The following is a 21,332-nucleotide window of genomic DNA, read 5'->3' as shown; positions in this document are numbered from 1 at the left end:
ACTTAATTTATAATAGATAATTAAATCTTATGAAAAGTGCTTTATCGTTTTGTATTCGGTTTATGTTCGAAAACGTAGACTAACGATAACGCTTTATGAGCCCAATTAAGTGATTTTTTTGAAGGTAGAAGCACTTTAAAAGAAGAATCGATAGTGTGGAATCGAAACGAGCCTCTGGTATGTATATGGTTAAAGTAAAATATAAAGAAAACAACAGTTTTGCACTAATAGAAACAGTAAACTCTTTTGTCTAGGAGAATGATTATGTATTTAAAACGATTGGAAAGTGTAGGTTTTAAATCGTTTGCAGAACGAATTCGAGTAGAATTTGTGCCAGGTGTAACGGCAGTAGTTGGTCCGAATGGCAGTGGTAAAAGTAATATAATCGACGCGGTTCGTTGGGTATTAGGAGAGCAATCTGCTAAGTCTTTACGAGGAGCAAAAATGGAAGATATTATTTTCCAGGGGAGCGATACTAGAAAACCGTTGAACTTTGCTGAAGTAACACTAGTTCTTGATAATGAAGATCAACAGCTACCGCTTGACTATGAGGAAATTTCTGTAACGAGAAGGGTGTACCGGTCTGGAGATAGCGAGTTTTATCTAAATAAGCAATCCTGTCGTCTAAAAGATATTGTTGACTTATTTCTTGATTCTGGGCTTGGCAAAGAGGCGTTTTCAATTATTAGTCAAGGTAAGGTTGAAGAAATATTAAGCTCGAAAGCAGAAGAACGACGGATTATATTTGAAGAAGCGGCCGGTGTATTGAAATATAAGCAACGTAAACGGAAAGCAGAATTTAAGCTAGGAGAGACAGAAGAAAACTTAGACCGAGTTAAAGATATCATTCATGAAATTGAAAAACAAATTGAACCTTTAAAAGAGCAGGCACAAACCGCAAAACAATACAAAACGTTAAAAGAACAGTTAAAACAAAAAGAAATAGGGCTTTTATTAACAGAAATACAACGGCTGCATGCGGATTGGCAAAGCTTATTAACTGAATTAGAGGAAAACAAACTTCAAGAAATTGATGTAAAAACAACAATACAAAAAATGGAAGCAAATATAGAAAATGAACGTCAGCAATTAAATAATCTAGATGCAGAGATTGCTGAGATGCAAACCGAATTATTGGCCATAACACAGCAACTCGAACAAATGGAAGGAAACAAAAATTTACTGCATGAACGATTAAAACACTTTGCAGAAAATAAAGAAAAGCTTCAATTGCAGCAAAAGAGTGTATACGAAAAAATAGAATTGCTTCAGTCTGAATTGGCTATAGAACAACGCGAGTTAGAAGCAATGCAAGCCAAAAGAAACCAAACAAAAAAGGAAATTGAAGATCTAGAACTTAAATTAACGAAAGAAGAAGAGAATATAGAAGACCAAATAGAGAATATGAAGGCCGACTATATTGAACTGTTAAATAAACAAGCAGTAAAACGGAATGAGAAGCATTCAATTGAAGCGGACTTAAAGCGAATACAAACGAAAAAGAGTGGACAAGTGAATCAGTCAGATGCGTTACTAGCCACAATTGACCGTCAAGAAGAAGAAAAAAGGACAGTAAAAATTGAGTATGAGAATTTGCAAGCAGCTTGTCACGATAAAATGGAATATGTACAGCAATTAAAAAAAGAGCTCGCGACTAAGAGAGCTAACTACCAACAATCGCAAGCACAGCTATATGAAGGGAACGAGCATATTGCTCGAGTGCGTTCAAAGAAAGAAATGCTTCATGAAATGAAAGAAGAATTTCAAGGCTTCTTTTTCGGTGTAAAAGAAGTATTGCAAGCGAGCAAAAAAAATATGCTAGCAAATATACATGGTGCAGTAATTGAGTTAATTGATGTCCCTCAACAGTTTATTACTGCAATCGATACAGTTCTCGGTGCACAAACACAATATATCGTTGTTGCAGATGATGAAGCGGCACGAGCAGCAATTAATTGGTTGAAAAGGGAAAAGAAGGGACGTGCAACTTTTTTGCCTTTAGCATCAATTAAACAACGCTATTTACCTAAAGATGTGCTACAAAAGATACGGACACATAAAGGGATGGTTGATGTCGCATCTGCTCTTGTTTCGTCTCGCTTTGATTTACTAGTCAATCATTTGATGGGACATGTAATAGTTGCTAAGACATTGAAAGATGCAAACGAGATCGCTGCTTTAACGGAGCGCAAATACCGGGTCGTGACTTTGGAAGGTGATGTTGTTAATCCTGGTGGCTCGATGTCAGGCGGTGCTCAAAAAAGAACAAATCAATCGCTATTCACAAGAGATAAAGAATTACAGCGTTTATCCGTTAAACTAAAGGAGTATGAAAAAAGGTCAAAACAGTTTGCAGCGAATGTACAGAAAGAAAAAGAAGCTATTCAACGACGTGAGGAATTAATTGACTCGGAGGAGCGGCTATTATCGAAAATGCAGGATGAATTGCAACATGCACATGCTTCTTACAAGGAAATGGAATTAAAGCTGGCTTCCTTAAACGATAACCTAACTGTTTATGATCTTGAGAAGCAACAATTTGAGCGAAACGTAAATAAATTAAAAAATCGAGTAAACCAGTTAAACAATGAATTAAATAGTGTTGAACAGCAGCTAATATCAAATCAACAAACGATTCAGGAATTAATGGATCAACAAGCGGCTTTTAAAACAAATTATGAAAAAACACAACAAGTGTATCAAGCAAAAAGAATTGAATATGCGGAGCAAGAAGAACGTCTGAAGCATCAACGTGAAAAAACAGAAGCATTAAAATTCCAACTTAAAGAACAACAGAATTTGAATACTTCCTATACGAACGATTTAATAGAATTAATTCGTATGCACGAATCAGAAAAAAGTGAAACTGAAATGAACGAAAGCATTCAAGCTAAAAAACAAGAAAAAACAATACTAACCGAAAAAATTCAACGGAGCAGAGAAAAACAGGTGAAGCGAAACAAATGGATAAATGATGAGGAGCGTGAGTTGAAGGAAATAAGTCGACAGCGGCAACAGCTCCTACAAGAAATTCAACAAAAAGAAGTTAAAGCAAATCGACTTGATGTTGCTTTGGAAAATCGATTGTCACATTTGCAAACGGAATATGAAATTACGTATGATAAGGCAGAAAAAATGTATGAAAAGGCAACGAATCGAGACGAAGCCAAACAGTACGTAGAGCAACTTAAACAATCAATTGATCGTTTAGGTACAGTTAACATAGGGGCAATCGAAGAATATGAACGTATTTCTAAACGGTATACATTTTTGACGACTCAAGAAGAAGATTTAGTTCGTGCAAAAGAAACGTTGTTTACAGTGATTTCTGAAATGGATGAAGAAATGGAGCAATTGTTTTCAGCAACGTTTACTAAAATAAAAGCCGAATTTTCACATGTATTTCAACAATTATTTGGTGGTGGCTATGCGGAACTCACATTGACCGATCCACAAAGTATTTTACATACGGGAGTAGATATCGTTGCACGTCCACCCGGAAAAAAACTGCAATCACTCGGATTATTATCCGGTGGCGAGCGGGCCTTAACAGCCATAGCCCTGCTGTTTGCAATATTACGCGTACGTCCCGTACCCTTCTGCATTTTAGATGAAGTCGAGGCTGCTCTTGATGAAGCAAATGTAGTTCGGTTCGCTAAGTATGTTAAATTGTATAGCGAAAAAACACAATTCATCGTGATAACACACCGTAAAGGTACGATGGAAGAAGCGGACGTATTATATGGGGTTACTATGCAGGAATCTGGTGTATCACGACTTGTGTCTGTACGGCTTGAGGAAACAGAAGAATTAATAAATGTGTAAACAAATGCGCACAAAAGGAAAGGGAGTAATGAGATGAGCTTTTTAGAAAAACTAAAAAATAAATTCACACGCGATCAAACGGAAAATGAGGATACAGCAATCGAAAAATATAAAGAAGGGATGACAAAAACACGATCTTCTTTTTCAAGTAAGATCAATAATTTAATTGCACGCTACCGAAAAGTCGATGAAGAATTTTTCGAGGAACTTGAAGAAGTACTTATTGCAGCAGATGTAGGTGTCATGACAGTAATGGATTTAATTGACGAATTAAAAATGGAAGTGAAAAAGCAAAATATAAAAGAAACCGCCGAGGTTAAAGATGTAATATCTGAAAAGCTTGTGGCTATTTATTACGGAGATGATGACGAGCAAGTTGAAACGTTAAATATACATGAGGGTGAGCTTACCGTAATTCTTGTCGTTGGTGTTAATGGTGTTGGTAAAACTACATCGATCGGAAAGCTTGCAAACCAGTTGAAAGACGAAGGAAAGCATGTTGTTTTAGCGGCAGGGGACACGTTTCGAGCTGGCGCGATTGAACAGCTTGAGGAATGGGGGAAGCGAGCTGACGTTGATGTTATAAAACAAACTGCTGGCAGCGATCCAGCGGCAGTTATTTTCGACGGTATTAAGGCTGCACGATCTCGTAATGCGGATGTATTAATATGTGATACGGCTGGAAGATTACAAAATAAAGTGAATCTAATGAATGAATTAGCAAAAATTAATCGAGTGATTGAAAGAGAAGTTCCGGGCGCCCCTCATGAAGTATTACTCGTTTTGGATGCCACAACAGGCCAAAATGCGTTAAGTCAGGCGAAAACGTTTCAACAAGCAACGAATGTTTCAGGGATTGTTTTAACTAAATTAGACGGAACTGCTAAAGGTGGGATTGTGTTAGCTATCCGTCACGAGTTAAATATTCCAGTAAAATTCGTTGGTTTGGGTGAGCAAGTAAACGATTTACAACGATTTAATGCACACGCCTTCGTATATGGTTTATTTGCAGATATGATGGAATAGTTATCCATCCACAAATCCGTGACTTAATCAACGCTAAACAGTTGCTTGACAATGTAATTACACGTTCGTTAAGATTGTTTGTAAAGGGAATACCCTTAACAAGAGGTGGGAATAGTGTTAGAGAAAACGACAAGAATTAATAATTTATTTGATTTCTATGATCGTTTATTAACTGCAAAGCAAAGAAAATACATGGAAATGTATTACGTTGAAGATTATTCATTGGGAGAAATTGCCCAGTTATCCAAAGTGTCTAGACAGGCAGTGTATGATAATATAAAACGTACAGAACAAATATTAGAAATGTACGAAGAAAAACTACATTTGTATGAAAAATTTGAGAAGAGAACCGAGCTACTAGCTAAGTTAAGTGATCGTATAATGACAACTGATACAGATTCCTATCTATCTGCACTTATTAATGAGTTAAAAGAATTGGATTAAGGGGGACACTTTCCATGGCGTTTGAAGGACTTTCCGATCGCTTACAACAAACACTTAAGAAAATAACCGGAAAAGGGAAAGTAAATGAACAAGATGTAAATGAAATGGCTCGTGAAATACGACTGGCCTTACTTGAGGCCGATGTTAATTTTAAAGTAGTCAAAAACTTTATTAAACAAATGAAAGAAAAAGCAGTAGGTCAAGAAGTATTAGAAAGTTTAACACCCGGACAGCAAGTTATAAAAGTAGTAAAAGAGGAATTGACGGAATTAATGGGTGGTGAACAGAGTAAAATTGCTGTTTCCGATCGGCCACCGACGGTCATTATGATGACAGGCTTACAAGGTGCTGGTAAAACAACGACGACAGGGAAATTGGCTAATTTGCTACGGAGACAATATAACCGTTCTCCTTTGCTCGTTGCCTGTGACGTATATAGACCAGCAGCAATTCAGCAATTAGAAACACTCGGTAAACAATTGGATATCCCTGTTTTTTCTATGGGGACAGAAACGAGTCCAGTGGAAATCGCTCAAAAAGCAATCGAAAAAGCAAAAGAAGAGCATAATGACTACGTAATTGTAGATACTGCAGGACGGCTTCATGTTGATAATGAATTAATGGATGAATTACAGCAAATAAAGGATAAAGTTAATCCGGATGAAATCTTTTTAGTAGTTGATGCGATGACTGGACAAGATGCAGTAAATGTTGCTGAAAGCTTTAATGAGCAACTGGATGTGTCTGGTGTTGTGCTAACAAAGCTTGATGGTGATACGAGAGGTGGAGCAGCCCTTTCTATTAAATCTGTAACGAACAAACCGATTAAATTTGTCGGGATGGGTGAGAAGCTAGATGAGCTCGAAGTCTTCCATCCGGAAAGAATGGCATCTCGAATTCTCGGTATGGGAGATGTTTTAACGCTTATCGAAAAAGCACAAACAAATGTTGATGAAAAGCAGGCAAAAGCATTAGAAGAAAAAATGCGAACGATGTCCTTTACTTTTGACGACTTTTTAGAGCAAATGGATCAGGTTAAAAATATGGGCCCATTGGAAGATTTATTAGCTATGATACCAGGTGCTAACAAAATGAAAGGGTTAAAAAATGCACAAATTGACGAAAAACAACTTGTGCATGTGGAAGCTATTATTCAATCCATGACGAAAAAGGAAAGGCAAGATCCTTCCGTTATTAATGCAAGCCGCAAAAAGAGAATTGCTAAAGGGTCTGGTACAACAGTATCAAAAGTAAATCGACTGCTCAAGCAATTCGACGATATGAAGAAGATGATGAAGCAAATGACGAACATGCAAAAAGGGAAAAAAGGAAAAGGAATGAAGTTTCCATTCATGTAATGTAAAAATACTTTACAGACAAAAAGATTTCTGATAAACTTTTTAATTGTGTAATCAAGTAAATGGAGGTGCAAATAAATGGCTGTTAAAATTCGTTTAAAACGTATGGGTTCTAAAAGAAATCCTTTTTATCGTATCGTTGTTGCTGACTCACGTTTCCCTCGTGACGGACGTTCAATCGAGCAAATCGGTACGTATAATCCAGTTGTCAATCCGGTAGAAGTTAAGATTGATGAAGAAAAAGCGTTAGACTGGATGTCAAAGGGAGCAAAACCTAGTGACACAGTTCGTAACCTTTTTTCAAAAGAAGGTATTATGAAAAAGTTCCACGATGAAAAAAATCAAAAGTAAAGTAGTGTGATCCAATGAAAGAATTAATTGAATCAATTATTACACCACTTGTTGATCATCCGGAAGATATTCATATAAAAAAGACCGAAGAAGAAACAAAGATTGTTTATCACTTAACAGTAAATCCTACCGATGTAGGGAAAGTTATTGGAAAAAATGGCCGCATTGCCAAAGCGATTCGTACAGTTGTTTATGCTGCAAAAACGAATTCGAACAAACGTGTGTTTTTAGATATTATGTAAGGGGAATTCACTTTCCCCTTATTATTCTACGTAATTCTACGTGATTTTTATAAATTACCTCATTTTATTCTACGGACCTATCCCTCGTCATCATTCCTAAATTATTTGCTAACTTTATTATTAAGGAGTGAAACATTTTTGTGAAAATCATAAAAAGTGTGTTGATTAAGCAAATTGTGACAGAGAAAAGTAAAAATAAGTTACACGGCCATTTCTCTCACGAAAAAATGATGCTAGAACAAGAATGTCAGCAGTTACTCTTTGAGCAGCGTAAGCTTCAAAATAAACCTGGCATATCAAAACAAGAAGTCACCAATCGGTTTCAAAAAGAACTTAAAAACCGAAAAGAAAAAATGAAGCTTTTAGATTTTAAAATGGAGCAATTGGACATGCTGGAGCAAGGAAGCGAAATCATCGAAAAAGAGGTTAACGGTATTGTGGATGTTGAAATCGGGAGCTCGTGGGATGACATTTTAGGTGAAAAAGCAATAATTATTAAAGACGGCATTGTCGTTCGAATTGATCAATAGAAGGTGGAACTATGTTTAATATAGGCAAAATTGTTAATACACACGGGATAAAAGGTGAAGTAAAAGTAAAGCGGATTACTGATTTTGAAGAGCGGTTTTCAATTGGCGAAACCGTCTATGTTCGTGATGAAAAAGGCAACGATATGCCATTAATAATAGATGGGCATCGTGTACATAAGCAATTTGACTTGCTCCGTTTCAAAGAAATGGATACGATTAATGATGTTGAAAAATTTAAAGGATCCTATCTAAAAGTAAAGGAAGAACAATTAAAATCTTTAGCTGAAAATGAATACTATTATCATGAAATTATCGGTTGTGAAGTTAAAACAACTACTGGAGAGAAGTTGGGCATAATTGAATCTATTTTATCTCCAGGTGCGAATGATGTCTGGGTAGTAAAACAAGCAAACGGAAAAGAAGCACTAATTCCTTATATTGCAGATGTAGTAAAACAAGTGAACGTAGATGATAAAGTAGTGATCATTGAGCTAATGGAAGGGTTGCTTGACTAATGCACGTTGATATACTTACATTATTTCCCGAAATGTTTTCCCAGCCTTTAAATACATCTATTCTTAAACGGGCACAAGATAATGACGTTTTCAGCTATGACCTTATCAACTTTCGAGATTTTACAACGAATAAACATCATAAGGTTGATGACTATCCATATGGCGGAGGAGCTGGCATGGTTTTAACACCTCAGCCGATTTTTGATGCCGTTGAAGCTGTTAAAGATAGGCGGAAATCGAAGCCGCGAATAATTTTAATGTGCCCACAAGGTCGACCGTATACGCAACGAGATGCTGAACAATTTAAAGAAGAAGATCATCTCATTTTTATTTGTGGTCATTACGAAGGGTACGATGAGCGCATTCGCGAGCATTTAGTAACCGATGAAATTTCCATAGGTGATTATGTTTTAACTGGAGGAGAACTTGGCGCTATGGTCGTAATAGATAGTGTTGTACGTTTGCTGCCAGCAGCTCTAGGTAATCAGGCTTCAGCCCAATCGGATTCTTTCTCAACTGGCCTGCTTGAGCACCCCCATTATACGCGCCCTGCAAACTTCCGCGGGATGGAGGTTCCCGAAGTGTTATTATCAGGGAATCACGAAAAGATTAAGGAATGGCGTATGAAAGAATCGTTGAAGCGGACATTAGAACGCCGTCAAGAACTAATAGATAAAAATAAATTAACTCCACAGGAAAAGAGCATGCTAAAGCAGTTGCAAAAAGAATTATAAATACTACTGAGCAAAGTACACGAAAAGACGAATAAATTAATGAATGAAATGAAACAAAAAGAGATGGTGGAACGTCGAACCGATGTGTGCGCGAAACACTTGACTTTATTCAAATATAGTTGTATTCCTACAATTATTATGATATATTTATTGTTGTGCTTAAATAGTTGATTTAAGCTGTAAAAACGATGTTCCGCTGTTTTTAAAGTAAGAACAAGAGCATTGGTTTGGAAGGAGAGGAACAACGATGCAAAAATTAATTGCAGACATTACGAAAGAACAGTTGCGTACAGACCATCCTGAATTTCGCCCTGGTGATACGGTAAAAGTTCACGCTAAAGTTGTAGAGGGAACACGGGAAAGAATTCAGATTTTCGAAGGTGTTGTAATTAAGCGACAAAATGGTGGAATTAGTGAAACATTTACAGTAAGAAAAATATCTTATGGTGTAGGTGTTGAACGAACGTTTCCGTTACATTCTCCACGAGTAGCGCAAATAGAAGTAACGAGACGCGGTATTGTTCGTCGTGCAAAGCTATATTATCTTCGCAACTTACGCGGAAAAGCTGCACGTATCAAAGAACGCCGCTAAGCCTAAACATATTTATTATACGTACTTTACAAAAAGAGCTTCGCATCATTATGCAAAGCTCTTTTGTTTCACTTAAAATATAATAGGGTAAATAATGTATCGTGTAATGCATTCAATTTCTGCGTACAATACGAATGTATATTGACCAAAAGAGAAGAGGAGTATGGATTGGGATGCGAAAAAAAGAACTGTTTGACTGGTTGAAAGCACTTTTAGTTGCTTTTGGGATAGCATTTATAATTCGGATGTTTATCTTTTCGCCTATAATTGTTGATGGGCCATCCATGCTACCGACATTACACGACCGTGACCAAATTATTGTTAACAAATTTATTTATCACTTAAATGAACCGAAACGATTTGATATTGTTATTTTTCATGCTTCCGAGCAAAAAGATTTTATTAAACGAGTAATTGGATTACCTGGCGAGCATGTTATGATGAAGGAGAATACGCTGTACATAGACGGTGAAGAAGTGGAAGAGAAATTTACCAAAAAGAACAATATTCATACCGATGATTTTACACTAGAATTACTTCCAGGTCACTTCGAATCCATACCAGATGGTTATGTGCTTGTACTTGGAGATAATCGAACTAATTCTACTGATAGCCGAAGACTTGGTCTCATTCCAATTGATCAAATAGTAGGAAAAGCTACCTTCATATACTGGCCGTTTGAACGCATACAAATCGTGAAAGAATAGGTGAAAACATGACAATACAATGGTTTCCAGGACATATGGCAAAAGCCAAAAGAGAAATAGAAGAAAAACTAAAGCTTGTTGATTTAGTAATCGAGCTCGTTGATGCTCGTGCTCCGCTCTCCTCTCAAAATCCGATGCTTCAACAAGTTATAAAAAATAAACGTCGGCTTGTCGTGCTGATGAAAAATGACTTAGCTGATCAAGAAGAAACAGCGAATTGGCTTAGAGCTTTTGCGCAAGATAAACAAGTTGCAATTGCTGTAAATGTTAATAATAAAGCAGATATTCAATTAATTATTCAACACGTAAAAGATATTGGACAGGAAACGATGCTTAAGCTAAAAAAGAAAGGCATTAGAGAACGGCCAATTCGCGCAATGATTCTTGGCATTCCGAATGTTGGAAAGTCAACCTTAATTAATCGATTAGCCAATAAAAAAATTGCTAAAATAGGAGATAGACCAGGAATAACGAAGCAGCAATCGTGGATTAAAATAAAAAGAGACTTCGAACTTCTTGATACACCCGGCATTTTATGGCCGAAATTCGAAGATCAACAAGTAGGCATACGACTTGCTGCTATTGGAACAATTAAGGATCAACTCGTATCCCTTCAAGATATCGCTGCCTTTGTTATTCAACATATGCAGACGCACTATCCGCAACATTTATATAAACGATATGAAATTAATGATGCAGAAACAGACATGTGGGAAGTATTTACAGCAATAGGTAAGCAACGCGGCGCTCTTGAAAGTGGTGGACATGTAAATATGGATAAAGTAGCAGAAATAATAATCCGCGATCTTCGTTTAGGGAGGTTGGGACAGATTACATTAGAATCGGCTACAAAATAAATGGTATGCTACTTAAAGCATACCATATTTAGTTTGTCTACCATTGGCAAATTAGTGCCCGCTACTAATTTAACTGTTGATAAAGTATTATCTTTACCGATATAAAAGCTAGAAAGACCTGCTGTAATATGTTAAGAGAAAATAAATAATTATTTGGTTATCAAAGTATGCTAAACAAAGGCAACGCTAAGCTAAATTAGTAAAAAATAGGAATTGCTAGTATGTATTATAAAGGATTTGGAAGCTGATTATGCTTCATATATTACGCTCCTCTTGGGTGTGTAGATTTGGTTTTTGCGTAGTAGCGCATCGACCAAACGAACAAATTTTCTTGTTGTTAAGACGAGGGCTCTTTTCTGTTGATGATTCGTACTTCGGTACTCTTTGATGCTTTTTCGTGTAATATTGTAAGCGTCTGACCTCCGATACAGTAACGGCGTTATCAACAAAGGGGTCTTCATTATTTTGGCAAATTAGTAAGAATTTATAGGCGAAAAAAGAAAGCCAAAAACATACTATACGAATTAGGTGAGAGTATGAAAAAACGATCAATAGCTGAGTTAAGACAACTATTTGCATCAGAAAAAATAACAGAGCATTTATTGGAAAGCTTACGTAAAGATGAGCGTAAAGGTGTGCAACAATTAATTCGCGGGTACTTGAGAAAACAACAAAAGTTGCAAGAGGCGGAAAAAATGTTTGTTGCAATGAGCCACTATGAACATGAAGGGTATTTACAACAGTATAAATGGATTGCGGGAGTGGACGAGGCTGGGAGAGGCCCTCTTGCAGGACCAGTTGTTGCGGCAGCGGTAATATTGCCAAGGGATTTCAAACTGCTCGGATTAACCGATTCAAAGAAGCTTACTCGACAGGAACGGTTGACATTCTTTGAGATAATAAAACAACAAGCAATTAGCTATGGGATATCGATGATTAGCAATAAAGAAATAGATGAAATAAATATTTTCCAAGCGACAAAGCAGGCAATGTATAATGCTATAAATCAACTTAATCCTCGACCTAACTATGTGTTGCTCGATGCAATTCGTTTAGAAAAATTACCCTATCCTACTCGCTCAATCATTAAAGGCGATCAGAAAAGTATTTCGATTGCAGCAGCGAGTATTTTAGCAAAGGTAACGAGAGATAAATGGATGGAAAAGCTAGATAAAGACTATCCACAATACGCTTTTTCATCACATATGGGCTACGGTACGAAGCAACACATAAAGCTTTTAAACGAACATGGAGCAACTCCATACCATCGCAAATCATATGCACCTGTACAAGCTGCTATTCGTCGTTCTATTGGAGGAGATACATGTGCAAATACATGAATTATTAAGCAAACGCCTGATTAAGCAGCAGGCAACAAATAGATCGTTACGGCCCGGTCAAATTATTCGAGGGGATATTGTTAAATTATATCCGAACAATAAAGCACGTATTCAACTCGGAAGACACACAATGACAGCTCAGCTACAGGCAGCATTAACAATAGGAAGAAATTATTTTTTTCAAGTTGAAAAAGCAGAAGATGTTATTCATTTAAAAGTAATTCAAGAACAATCGCACTTAGATAAAAACGCAGTAATTAAAGGGATATTGAACGATTTGAACTTGCCACCATCCAAGGTAAATATACAGTTTGTTCAACAACTCCTTAAAGAAGACATCCCATTTACAATAAAACAGTTACAACACGCATTTTCTTTATTAACAGGCGTAAAAAACAAGAGTGAAGGTTACGCAATTTTAAAACAGTTGATTTTACAGCAATTACCGATAACACGTGATGTTTTTTATGCAATGCATGCAAAAATGTATACGAATTATTCAGATCAACTCACTCAATTGTTAAACGAGCTTGAAAAAAGTCAAACTGTCCGCCCGTTAACAAGCAAGTTAATGGGTGAAATCAAACAAGTTACAGACCCTATCTATGCTAATGCCTTAATTAACAATATTTTGCAGGAAGTTAAATCAGAACAAAAGCACCTTTTTCGAATGCTGCAAATGACTGGTTCGCTTGATCCGATGCTTGGCTATTCTACGTGGAAGAAAGCGTGGGATCCATTCACTGTAGATCGATTATTAACGGTGGAAAATCAACCGTATCAATTAAATGAGCGTTCCATTATGGAGCAATTAGAAAGAATGTATCAAGGAAGAGAATTTCGGATGCAAGGCGCTATGCAAATTGTTAAGCAATGGGAAAAAACGCTGCAGGGAGCTGTTCAATCTGGTCGTTCGCTTACGGAACATCAGTTTCAATCGTTACATAATAATATTATAAAACATCTATTTCCAGTATTGTCGATCAACGAGCAAAATTACGTAAAGGCAACAATTGAAAATACACCGCCTTACTTAAGTCGTTTAGTAACAACATTACAATTATATGCTAATCCAAACACATATGAGCAAATGCATCAAGTTATTACTGAATTTAAAGATAGCGACAGCGTTGGTTTAATAAAAGAACAATTTAAAATATTTATGGAAAAAATTAACCAATTATCGAGCGCTAATTCACCGGCGAATGAATTAAAGCTGTCTTTTAAAACAATGCTTATGCAGCTTATTTCACATTCTGATTCAATTGTACGAGAGCATGCACATCAAGTAATTCATCTTATGAACGGATTGCATATTGATTCTGTCCACGAATCAAATCATTTTATCCAGGCAAGTATTTCGTTGCCAGGCGAAAAGTTTTCTTTAAATCAAGATTTACAACTTGAATTTGAAAGTAAAAAAACGAAAGATGGAAAAATTGACCCAGATTATTGTCGTATTCTATTTTTAATGGAATTACAAACTATGAAAAAAACGATTGTAGATATGAATATACAAAAGCGGTTCGTATCTGTCACGATTTATAATGATTATCTTAAGGCGAGTCCTTCAAGCTTTGAAGGGGTATTGAAAGCAGGTATGAAAAAATTGGATTATCAACTGTCAAGTGTAACGGTCAAACCTCTCCAAGAAGCAAAAGAGGATCGACCACAGCCTACAGTAAGTAGTCATAATTTATATAAAGGAGTCGATTATCGCGTATGAGGCAAAAAAAAGCTGCAGCCCTTCGATATGATGAAAATAGGAATACGGCACCTAAAGTAGTTGCAGCAGGCAAAGGTTTGATCGCGGAAAATATAATGGAGACAGCTCGAGAAAGCGATGTTCCACAAGTAGAAGATGCTACTCTCGTAGAGCTTTTAAATGAGTTGACTATAAATGAAACGATTCCCGAAGAATTATATCAAGCAGTTGCTGAAGTATTTGCATTTGTCTATCAATTGGATAAAAATATGAAAGTTGAAAATGAATAATGATATATGTTGATAATTATTACTTATTCTTTGTGAAATTTGTTTTTTTTTAATACAATAGGATTTGCAGTCAATTTCGATCGGAGGATAAAGGATGAATATTCATGAGTATCAAGGAAAGAACATATTACGAGAATATGGAGTAAGAGTGCCTGATGGGCATGTTGCGTATTCGGTTGATGAAGCTGTTGAATACGCGAAAGGACTAAACAGCCCCGTTAAAGTAGTAAAGGCCCAAATCCATGCAGGTGGAAGAGGGAAAGCTGGTGGAGTAAAAGTGGCACAGAACTTACAAGAAGTTCGTGTGTTTGCAAAGGAAATTTTAGGTAAAGTATTAGTAACTCCCCAAACAGGGCCAGAAGGTAAGGAAGTAAAACGTTTATTAATTGAAGAAGGCTGCGATATTGATAAAGAGTATTACTTAGGTCTTGTATTGGATCGTAAAATTAACCGTATTGTTATGATGGGTTCTGAAGAAGGCGGAACTGAGATTGAAGAAGTAGCTGCTAAGAGTCCAGAAAAGATTTTTAAAGAAGTTATAAACCCAGAAATTGGGCTATCTGGATTCCAAGCACGTAGAATGGCATTTAATTTAAATATTCCTTATAACTTAGTAGGAAAAGCGGTTAAATGTATGATGGGTATATATGAAGCATTTATTGATAAGGACTGTATGATCGCTGAGATAAACCCACTCGTTACGACGGGTGATGGAGAAGTATTAGCTCTTGACGCCAAGTTAAACTTTGATGACAATGCATTATATAGACAAAAAGATGTATTGGAATTACGTGATTTAGACGAAGAAAATAGAAATGAAATTGAAGCATCGAAGTACGACCTAAGCTACATTTCCCTTGATGGAAATATTGGCTGTATGGTTAATGGTGCTGGCCTGGCTATGGCTACAATGGATATCATTAAATACCATGGAGGAAATCCAGCTAACTTCTTAGATGTAGGCGGGGATGCGACTCCAGAAAAAGTTGCGGAAGCTTTTAAAATAATTTTATCTGATCCAGAAGTAAAAGGAATTTTTGTTAACGTATTTGGTGGGATCATGCGCTGTGACTTTATAGCAAGAGGTATTATCGCTGCAACAGAGCAATTTGGATTGGAAATCCCTCTCGTTGTTCGGTTAGAAGGTACAAATGTTGACTTAGGAAAACAGTTGCTTAACGAATCGAACCTAAACATCACAGCAGCAGATTCAATGGCAGACGGTGCTGAAAAAATCGTTGCAATGGTCTCGAAATAATGGGGAAAAGTAATGAACGTACAAAGGCGAAGAGAAAGGACGTACGAAAATGAGTATATATGTTAATAAGGATACAAAAGTAATTGTTCAAGGGATTACTGGCTCCGCTGGTAAATACCATACAGAACAAATGCTGAAATATGGAACTAAAATTGTTGGAGGGGTTACACCGGCTAAAGGCGGTACCGAGATTCTTGGTGTTCCAGTTTTTAACACAGTTCAAGAAGCTGTAGAAGCTACAGGAGCCACAGTTTCCATTATTTATGTTCCAGCTCCATTTGCAGCAGATGCAATTTTAGAAGCAACGGACGCTGAATTGGATTTAGCAATTTGTATTACAGAGCATATTCCAATTTTAGACATGATAAAAGTAAGACGATATATGGAAGGGAAAAAGACTCGATTAATCGGTCCTAACTGCCCGGGCGTAATTACTGCAGAAGAATGTAAAATCGGTATAATGCCAGGATACATTCATAAAAAAGGACATATCGGTGTCGTATCGCGATCAGGGACGCTAACGTATGAAGCTGTACATCAGCTTTCTAAGGAAGGCTACGGTCAGTCAACGGCTGTTGGAATAGGCGGCGACCCAGTTAACGGGACGAACTTTATCGATGTGCTGAAAGCATTTAATGAAGACCCGGATACGTATGCTGTAATGATGATTGGTGAAATTGGTGGAACAGCAGAAGAAGATGCAGCACGATGGATAAAGGAGAACATGACGAAACCAGTTGCAGGATTTATAGGTGGTGCAACTGCCCCTCCTGGAAAAAGAATGGGTCATGCCGGAGCGATCATTTCTGGTGGCGAAGGTACTGCTGCTGAGAAGAAACGTGTTATGAAAGAGTGTGGAATTCAAGTCGCTGAGTCCCCTGCAAAAATGGGAAAAACAATGATTCAATTGCTTGAAGAAAATAACTTAATTGAAAAATGTAAAACACATTAATCGTTGACAACAAGAAGAACCTAAAAGGAAGCATATCACTTTTAGGTTCTTCATTAATATACTATAAAATAAGGGAGGCTTATCCTTGAAAACGCTGCGAGAACGTTTCATTTCTTTATATTTTTGTCGAGGAATGACTAGAAAAAGGCTCTTTCGACTAATGCAGTACGATTCTAATTTGACTGCTATCTATACGTTAGCCCCTACTGAAATTAGTCGTTATCTAAACTTTTCTTCTTATCAATCTACACTCTTCTATCAAGATCTTCACGATAAGCAACGTTTTGAAAAAATTAAAAACGCCGAAAAAACAACTTCAATTATTACAATATTGGATCCCATTTACCCAGCTTTACTCAAAAATATTGTTGATCCTCCTCTCATTTTATTTGCCTTAGGAAACAAAGCCCTATTAAATCATGAGCCGTCTCTAAGTGTAATCGGAACAAGGAAGCCGAGTGATGAAGCATTCCAAAAAATGGAGATTGTCCTCCCACCACTTATTAAAAACAATTGGTTGCTCGTCAGTGGAATGGCGACCGGGGTGGATAGCTATGCGCATAAACTCGCATTAGCTCATAATGGGCGGACGATCGCTGTATTGGGTAGTGGGTTTAAAAATATTTATCCAAAGCAAAACATTGAACTTTTTCAAGAGATTAGAAGAAAAGGACTTGTCCTCAGTGAATACTCCCCAGCTACACCTCCGAGAAAATATCATTTCCCAGAACGCAATAGAATAATTAGTGGGTTAAGCTTTGGCACATTGGTAGTTGAAGCAAAAGAAAGAAGTGGTACAATGATTACCGTTGATCAAGCTTTAGATCAAGGAAGAGAAGTATACGCGTTGCCAGGGTCTCTATTAGCATCGCAAACACGTGGCTGTCATCAAATGATTCAAGATGGTGCAAAGCTCGTAATGGAGGCAGATGATATAAATGATGATTGGTTAAGAATGGGAAAGCATATGCATCCGTAAATGAAAATAGTGAAATTTCTGTCCTTGCCTTTCATAACAAGAACAAGACTATAAAGGAGGCAGTCTTACTCGTCCGTACAGACAAGTGTCGTCAAGTATTCCATTCGGTTCACTTTATGAATGCATGAAAGGTAGTAAATGAACGTAATAATACAATAGCATACTGTGAGCAATTGTTTGAAATACAATTGATTTAATTTACCGTTTTTTTTACGTAAAAAATTGATTCAGCCACGTCAACTACTTTTAATTACGTTTAATTTTAATGAAGCAGATCCTTGACGAGTATTAATTATTTATTTTCCAATATAAGACCTATCCACAATTTTAAACATCTACAAATTGTAATCTATGTTAAAAATAGATGAATTATAGTATCCATTTGGTATTCAAAGCTCATAATGATAAGTATAATAGACCCCTTTTTAGATGTTTATAAACTAGAAAAGTGTTTGTAAATTTGACAAAAGCATTCGTTGTACTTACTATTAGTGGAGATTTCCATTTTTAATTTAGAACGTTCTTGTCATTTTAATTTTTTTATATAAAGTATATAATGTCACCTCATTTGGGGAGGAAATCATATGTCAAATTATCTTGTAATTGTAGAATCACCTGCAAAAGCGAAAACGATTGAACGATATTTAGGTAAGAAATATAAGGTTAAAGCATCCATGGGCCATGTTATTGATTTACCAAAAAGTCAAATGGGTGTTGATGTAGAAAACGGTTTTTTGCCAAAATATATTACAATACGTGGAAAAGGCGATATATTAAAGGAATTAAAAAAAGAAGCAAAAAAAGCAAAAAAAGTATACTTAGCAGCTGACCCCGACAGAGAAGGGGAAGCAATAGCTTGGCATTTAGCCCACGCATTGCAAGTAGATGAGGCATCTGAATGTCGCGTAGTCTTTAATGAAATTACAAAGGATGCGATAAAAGAATCCTTTAAGAACCCTCGTGCAATAGATCACGACTTAGTTGATGCACAGCAAGCGAGAAGAATTCTCGATCGTCTTGTAGGATACAATATTAGCCCACTTCTTTGGAAAAAGGTTAAAAAGGGATTAAGTGCTGGACGTGTTCAATCTGTTGCTGTAAAGATGATTATTGATCGGGAAAAGGAAATAGAAAACTTTAAGCCAGAAGAATATTGGTCGATTGCAGCTGCATTTCAAAGAGAAAAGGATTCATTTGAAGGTACATTTTATGGAATAGATGGTAAAAAGCAAGAACTGAAAAAAGAAGCAGATGTGAAGGCAATTTTAGAAAAGGTTCAGGATAAAAAGTTTACAATTAAAAAGGTGACAAAGCGAGAACGAAAACGTAACCCTGCAAAACCTTTCATCACATCGTCATTACAACAAGAAGCAGCACGCAAACTGAATTTTAAAGCTCGTAAAACGATGATGATTGCCCAGCAACTGTATGAAGGTATTGATCTCGGTAAAAAATCAGGTGGAATTACTGGTTTAATCACATATATGCGTACAGATTCTACACGGATAGCTGCTTCAGCGAAAGAAGACGCTAAAAAGTATATAGAAGATACGTATGGTAAGGAGTATAGTGCTACACAACAAAAGAAACAAAATCAGCAAGGCGCACAGGATGCCCATGAAGCCGTTCGACCAACGTCTGTTTCAAACAATCCTCAATCGTTAAAAGCGATCTTATCTCGGGATCAATATCGGTTGTATAAATTAATTTATGATCGCTTTTTAGCGAGTCAAATGGCACCAGCTGTTATGGATACGATGACTGTTCAGCTTGAAAATAATGGAGTTGAGTTCCGCGCTACGGGTTCAAAAATAAAGTTTAAAGGATTTATGAAGGTATATATTGAAGGAAATGATGGCCAGAAAAAAGATGAAGAAAAGTTTTTACCGGAACTAGAAGAAGGTATGGTAGTTGATGCAACGGAAATTATACCAAAACAGCATTTTACACAACCACCGCCTCGATATACTGAAGCAACTTTAGTTGGTACGATGGAAAAACAAGGACTCGGACGCCCGTCAACTTATGCACCGACATTGGATACAATACAACGGCGTGGATATGTAAGCATGGACAATCGACGTTTTGTGCCAACAGAGCTAGGTGCGATAGTTATAGAGATATTAGAAAAATATTTTCCGGAAATTATAGATGTAGATTTTACTGTAAAAATGGAAGGCGATCTTGATTCTATTGAAGAAGGTAAAACAAAATGGATTCGAATTATTGATGACTTCTATAAAGACTTCCATAAACGATTAGATAAAGCCGAAGAAGAAATGGAAAAAATTGAAATTAAAGATGAACCAGCCGGAATTGACTGTGAAAAATGTGGTCACGGAATGGTTTATAAGATGGGGAGATATGGAAAGTTTTTAGCGTGTTCAAATTTCCCTGACTGTCGTAATACAAAGCCCATTTTGAAAAAGATTGGCGTAACGTGTCCAAAATGTAAAAAAGGGGATGTCGTTGAACGCAAGTCAAAAAAGAAACGTACCTTTTATGGGTGTGATACGTACCCAGACTGTGACTTTGTTTCTTGGGATAAACCAATTGCTCGAGCATGTCCAGTTTGCGAATCTTTTCTAGTAGAGAAGAAAAATAAAAAACAAACGCAAGTTAAATGCACGTCTTGTGATTATAAGGAAGATACTCAAACATAAGAAAAGACAAAAGACAGCAACATAGCTCACGTAAAACCCAAAAAGGGATCGATCGACGTAATTTTTGATGGTTGATCCCTTTTTTGTATGTCTATAGATATACGATTAAGAGCGATACGCTATATAAAAAGAGAAGTATGCGTAAAGTGTTTGTGAGGGAACAGATGCACGAATCTAACTAGATAATATGTGATCAATTTTACTTCGAACGATATACACATGAATAACACCGTTGATATTCACTGCAGGTGGATGCTTTCCGCGGGCACGGCTTCAGCCTCTTCGGAAGAAAACCACTCTGCGGGGTCTTCGGACTCGTGCTATTCCCACTGGAGTCTTCGTGTATATCTACTGCGGTCGGTAGGAATCAATACTAAAATTAACGAATACATAGAGAGGTTTTTTAACTTCTTAAAATAACACCCACAAATACTTGACTCAATCAAAAGAGAAGGTAAAAATCTGATTAAAAAAGGATCCCCACTATTGACCGGAAAGTATGTACCGACTCCATTTTGTATTACGTATCGAGAGAGTCAAGACGTTTTGTTTTCAATATGGAAGGGAATAATATATCAAGAAGCATGATTTATTCATCATGGAGGTAATTAAAATGAATCGTCATAAATATTATGTAAAAATTGAAGAAAAAGAGATACGAAAGGAACCCTTGCCAGACGGAACAAATTATGCGATTTTAGCAACAGAAAACGAAGTGCAAGAAATCAACAATATGTTTGTAAATATGGAAAACGAATCAAAGGAAGCATTAAAACATATTTTCAAGCCATTTAATGAGAGATCAGTCGATAGAGAGAGAAATAAATATGATCGCAACCTCCGCACTGTATATGAACGAATTTATCATTTGGGAACAACTGAAACAAAAGCAAAGATACGAAAGCTTGGCTTATTTTAACGAATAAGCGTAGACATTTTTCATTTAGTGAAATAATTGAATCTT

20 protein-coding genes are annotated in these 21,332 nt (G+C 36.6%); all 20 read left to right on the top strand.

Features of this window, described 5'->3' with window-relative positions; genetic code table 11:
• Positions 1–264: 264 nt before the first annotated feature.
• The 20 genes from smc to ACLIBH_RS03115 all read left to right on the top strand — a co-directional run bounded on the left by smc (position 265) and on the right by ACLIBH_RS03115 (position 21,287).
• Positions 265–3,825 (top strand): chromosome segregation protein SMC, encoded by a 3,561-nt coding sequence (gene smc / locus ACLIBH_RS03210; protein WP_439315249.1) that lies wholly within the window; start codon positions 265–267, stop codon positions 3,823–3,825.
• A gap of 33 nt (positions 3,826–3,858) precedes the next feature.
• Entirely contained in the window at positions 3,859–4,851 is a 993-nt protein-coding gene (ftsY, locus tag ACLIBH_RS03205; protein ID WP_439315248.1) for a signal recognition particle-docking protein FtsY, read from the top strand.
• 111 nt (positions 4,852–4,962) lie between these two features.
• Positions 4,963–5,295: a putative DNA-binding protein gene (locus tag ACLIBH_RS03200; RefSeq protein ID WP_439315386.1), complete on the top strand. Its 333-nt coding sequence runs from the start codon at positions 4,963–4,965 to the stop codon at positions 5,293–5,295.
• Between the two features lie 14 nt (positions 5,296–5,309).
• Complete coding sequence (ffh, locus tag ACLIBH_RS03195; RefSeq protein WP_439315247.1) at positions 5,310–6,653, top strand: signal recognition particle protein; 1,344 nt, start codon at positions 5,310–5,312, stop codon at positions 6,651–6,653.
• 78 nt (positions 6,654–6,731) lie between these two features.
• Positions 6,732–7,004: a 30S ribosomal protein S16 gene (gene rpsP, locus ACLIBH_RS03190; protein WP_439315246.1), complete on the top strand. Its 273-nt coding sequence runs from the start codon at positions 6,732–6,734 to the stop codon at positions 7,002–7,004.
• 14 nt (positions 7,005–7,018) lie between these two features.
• Entirely contained in the window at positions 7,019–7,246 is a 228-nt protein-coding gene (locus ACLIBH_RS03185) for a KH domain-containing protein (RefSeq protein ID WP_439315245.1), read from the top strand.
• A gap of 140 nt (positions 7,247–7,386) precedes the next feature.
• Positions 7,387–7,776, top strand: coding sequence for a YlqD family protein (locus ACLIBH_RS03180; RefSeq protein ID WP_439315244.1), 390 nt, complete (start codon positions 7,387–7,389; stop codon positions 7,774–7,776).
• Between the two features lie 11 nt (positions 7,777–7,787).
• On the top strand, positions 7,788–8,291 hold the full coding sequence (gene rimM, locus ACLIBH_RS03175) for a ribosome maturation factor RimM (protein WP_439315243.1): 504 nt from the start codon (positions 7,788–7,790) through the stop codon (positions 8,289–8,291).
• Positions 8,291–9,025, top strand: a complete 735-nt coding sequence (gene trmD / locus ACLIBH_RS03170; RefSeq protein WP_439315242.1) for a tRNA (guanosine(37)-N1)-methyltransferase TrmD — start codon at positions 8,291–8,293, stop codon at positions 9,023–9,025. Before rimM ends, trmD begins: the two co-directional genes overlap by 1 nt.
• A gap of 247 nt (positions 9,026–9,272) precedes the next feature.
• Positions 9,273–9,617, top strand: coding sequence for a 50S ribosomal protein L19 (gene rplS, locus ACLIBH_RS03165; RefSeq protein WP_439315241.1), 345 nt, complete (start codon positions 9,273–9,275; stop codon positions 9,615–9,617).
• Positions 9,618–9,790: 173 nt separating this feature from the next.
• Complete coding sequence (gene lepB / locus ACLIBH_RS03160) at positions 9,791–10,324, top strand: signal peptidase I (protein ID WP_439315240.1); 534 nt, start codon at positions 9,791–9,793, stop codon at positions 10,322–10,324.
• An 8-nt stretch (positions 10,325–10,332) separates the two neighbouring features.
• Positions 10,333–11,181, top strand: a complete 849-nt coding sequence (gene ylqF, locus ACLIBH_RS03155) for a ribosome biogenesis GTPase YlqF (protein ID WP_439315239.1) — start codon at positions 10,333–10,335, stop codon at positions 11,179–11,181.
• Positions 11,182–11,717: 536 nt separating this feature from the next.
• A complete protein-coding gene (locus ACLIBH_RS03150; protein WP_439315238.1) occupies positions 11,718–12,521 on the top strand; it encodes a ribonuclease HII in 804 nt (267 codons plus the stop codon).
• Positions 12,508–14,247, top strand: a complete 1,740-nt coding sequence (locus ACLIBH_RS03145) for a hypothetical protein (protein WP_439315237.1) — start codon at positions 12,508–12,510, stop codon at positions 14,245–14,247. Before ACLIBH_RS03150 ends, ACLIBH_RS03145 begins: the two co-directional genes overlap by 14 nt.
• Positions 14,244–14,516 carry an EscU/YscU/HrcU family type III secretion system export apparatus switch protein gene (locus ACLIBH_RS03140; protein WP_439315236.1) on the top strand — a complete coding sequence of 91 codons (273 nt, stop codon included), beginning with the start codon at positions 14,244–14,246 and terminating at the stop codon, positions 14,514–14,516. Before ACLIBH_RS03145 ends, ACLIBH_RS03140 begins: the two co-directional genes overlap by 4 nt.
• Before the next feature lie 94 nt (positions 14,517–14,610).
• Entirely contained in the window at positions 14,611–15,774 is a 1,164-nt protein-coding gene (sucC, locus tag ACLIBH_RS03135) for an ADP-forming succinate--CoA ligase subunit beta (protein WP_439315235.1), read from the top strand.
• 49 nt (positions 15,775–15,823) lie between these two features.
• A complete protein-coding gene (sucD, locus tag ACLIBH_RS03130; RefSeq protein WP_439315234.1) occupies positions 15,824–16,726 on the top strand; it encodes a succinate--CoA ligase subunit alpha in 903 nt (300 codons plus the stop codon).
• A gap of 85 nt (positions 16,727–16,811) precedes the next feature.
• Positions 16,812–17,705, top strand: a complete 894-nt coding sequence (gene dprA / locus ACLIBH_RS03125) for a DNA-processing protein DprA (RefSeq protein WP_439315233.1) — start codon at positions 16,812–16,814, stop codon at positions 17,703–17,705.
• A gap of 584 nt (positions 17,706–18,289) precedes the next feature.
• Positions 18,290–20,368 carry a type I DNA topoisomerase gene (gene topA, locus ACLIBH_RS03120; RefSeq protein ID WP_439315232.1) on the top strand — a complete coding sequence of 693 codons (2,079 nt, stop codon included), beginning with the start codon at positions 18,290–18,292 and terminating at the stop codon, positions 20,366–20,368.
• A 613-nt stretch (positions 20,369–20,981) separates the two neighbouring features.
• Positions 20,982–21,287 (top strand): hypothetical protein, encoded by a 306-nt coding sequence (locus ACLIBH_RS03115; protein WP_439315231.1) that lies wholly within the window; start codon positions 20,982–20,984, stop codon positions 21,285–21,287.
• Positions 21,288–21,332 lie beyond the last annotated feature (45 nt).

Source organism: Virgibacillus sp. W0430, assembly GCF_051846935.1.
Classification (GTDB): domain Bacteria; phylum Bacillota; class Bacilli; order Bacillales; family Amphibacillaceae; genus JBPYCR01.
This window is presented reverse-complemented; position numbering and strand designations above follow the sequence as displayed.

Coding starts and splice junctions, on each gene's coding strand:
- rplS (WP_439315241.1), top strand. CDS start 9,273: ATGCAAAAATTAATTGCAGACATTACGAAAGAACAGTTGCGTACAGAC.
- ylqF (WP_439315239.1), top strand. CDS start 10,333: ATGACAATACAATGGTTTCCAGGACATATGGCAAAAGCCAAAAGAGAA.
- ftsY (WP_439315248.1), top strand. CDS start 3,859: ATGAGCTTTTTAGAAAAACTAAAAAATAAATTCACACGCGATCAAACG.
- ACLIBH_RS03115 (WP_439315231.1), top strand. CDS start 20,982: ATGAATCGTCATAAATATTATGTAAAAATTGAAGAAAAAGAGATACGA.
- lepB (WP_439315240.1), top strand. CDS start 9,791: ATGCGAAAAAAAGAACTGTTTGACTGGTTGAAAGCACTTTTAGTTGCT.
- topA (WP_439315232.1), top strand. CDS start 18,290: ATGTCAAATTATCTTGTAATTGTAGAATCACCTGCAAAAGCGAAAACG.
- ffh (WP_439315247.1), top strand. CDS start 5,310: ATGGCGTTTGAAGGACTTTCCGATCGCTTACAACAAACACTTAAGAAA.
- smc (WP_439315249.1), top strand. CDS start 265: ATGTATTTAAAACGATTGGAAAGTGTAGGTTTTAAATCGTTTGCAGAA.
- ACLIBH_RS03140 (WP_439315236.1), top strand. CDS start 14,244: ATGAGGCAAAAAAAAGCTGCAGCCCTTCGATATGATGAAAATAGGAAT.
- ACLIBH_RS03150 (WP_439315238.1), top strand. CDS start 11,718: ATGAAAAAACGATCAATAGCTGAGTTAAGACAACTATTTGCATCAGAA.
- sucD (WP_439315234.1), top strand. CDS start 15,824: ATGAGTATATATGTTAATAAGGATACAAAAGTAATTGTTCAAGGGATT.
- ACLIBH_RS03185 (WP_439315245.1), top strand. CDS start 7,019: ATGAAAGAATTAATTGAATCAATTATTACACCACTTGTTGATCATCCG.
- rpsP (WP_439315246.1), top strand. CDS start 6,732: ATGGCTGTTAAAATTCGTTTAAAACGTATGGGTTCTAAAAGAAATCCT.
- sucC (WP_439315235.1), top strand. CDS start 14,611: ATGAATATTCATGAGTATCAAGGAAAGAACATATTACGAGAATATGGA.
- trmD (WP_439315242.1), top strand. CDS start 8,291: ATGCACGTTGATATACTTACATTATTTCCCGAAATGTTTTCCCAGCCT.
- rimM (WP_439315243.1), top strand. CDS start 7,788: ATGTTTAATATAGGCAAAATTGTTAATACACACGGGATAAAAGGTGAA.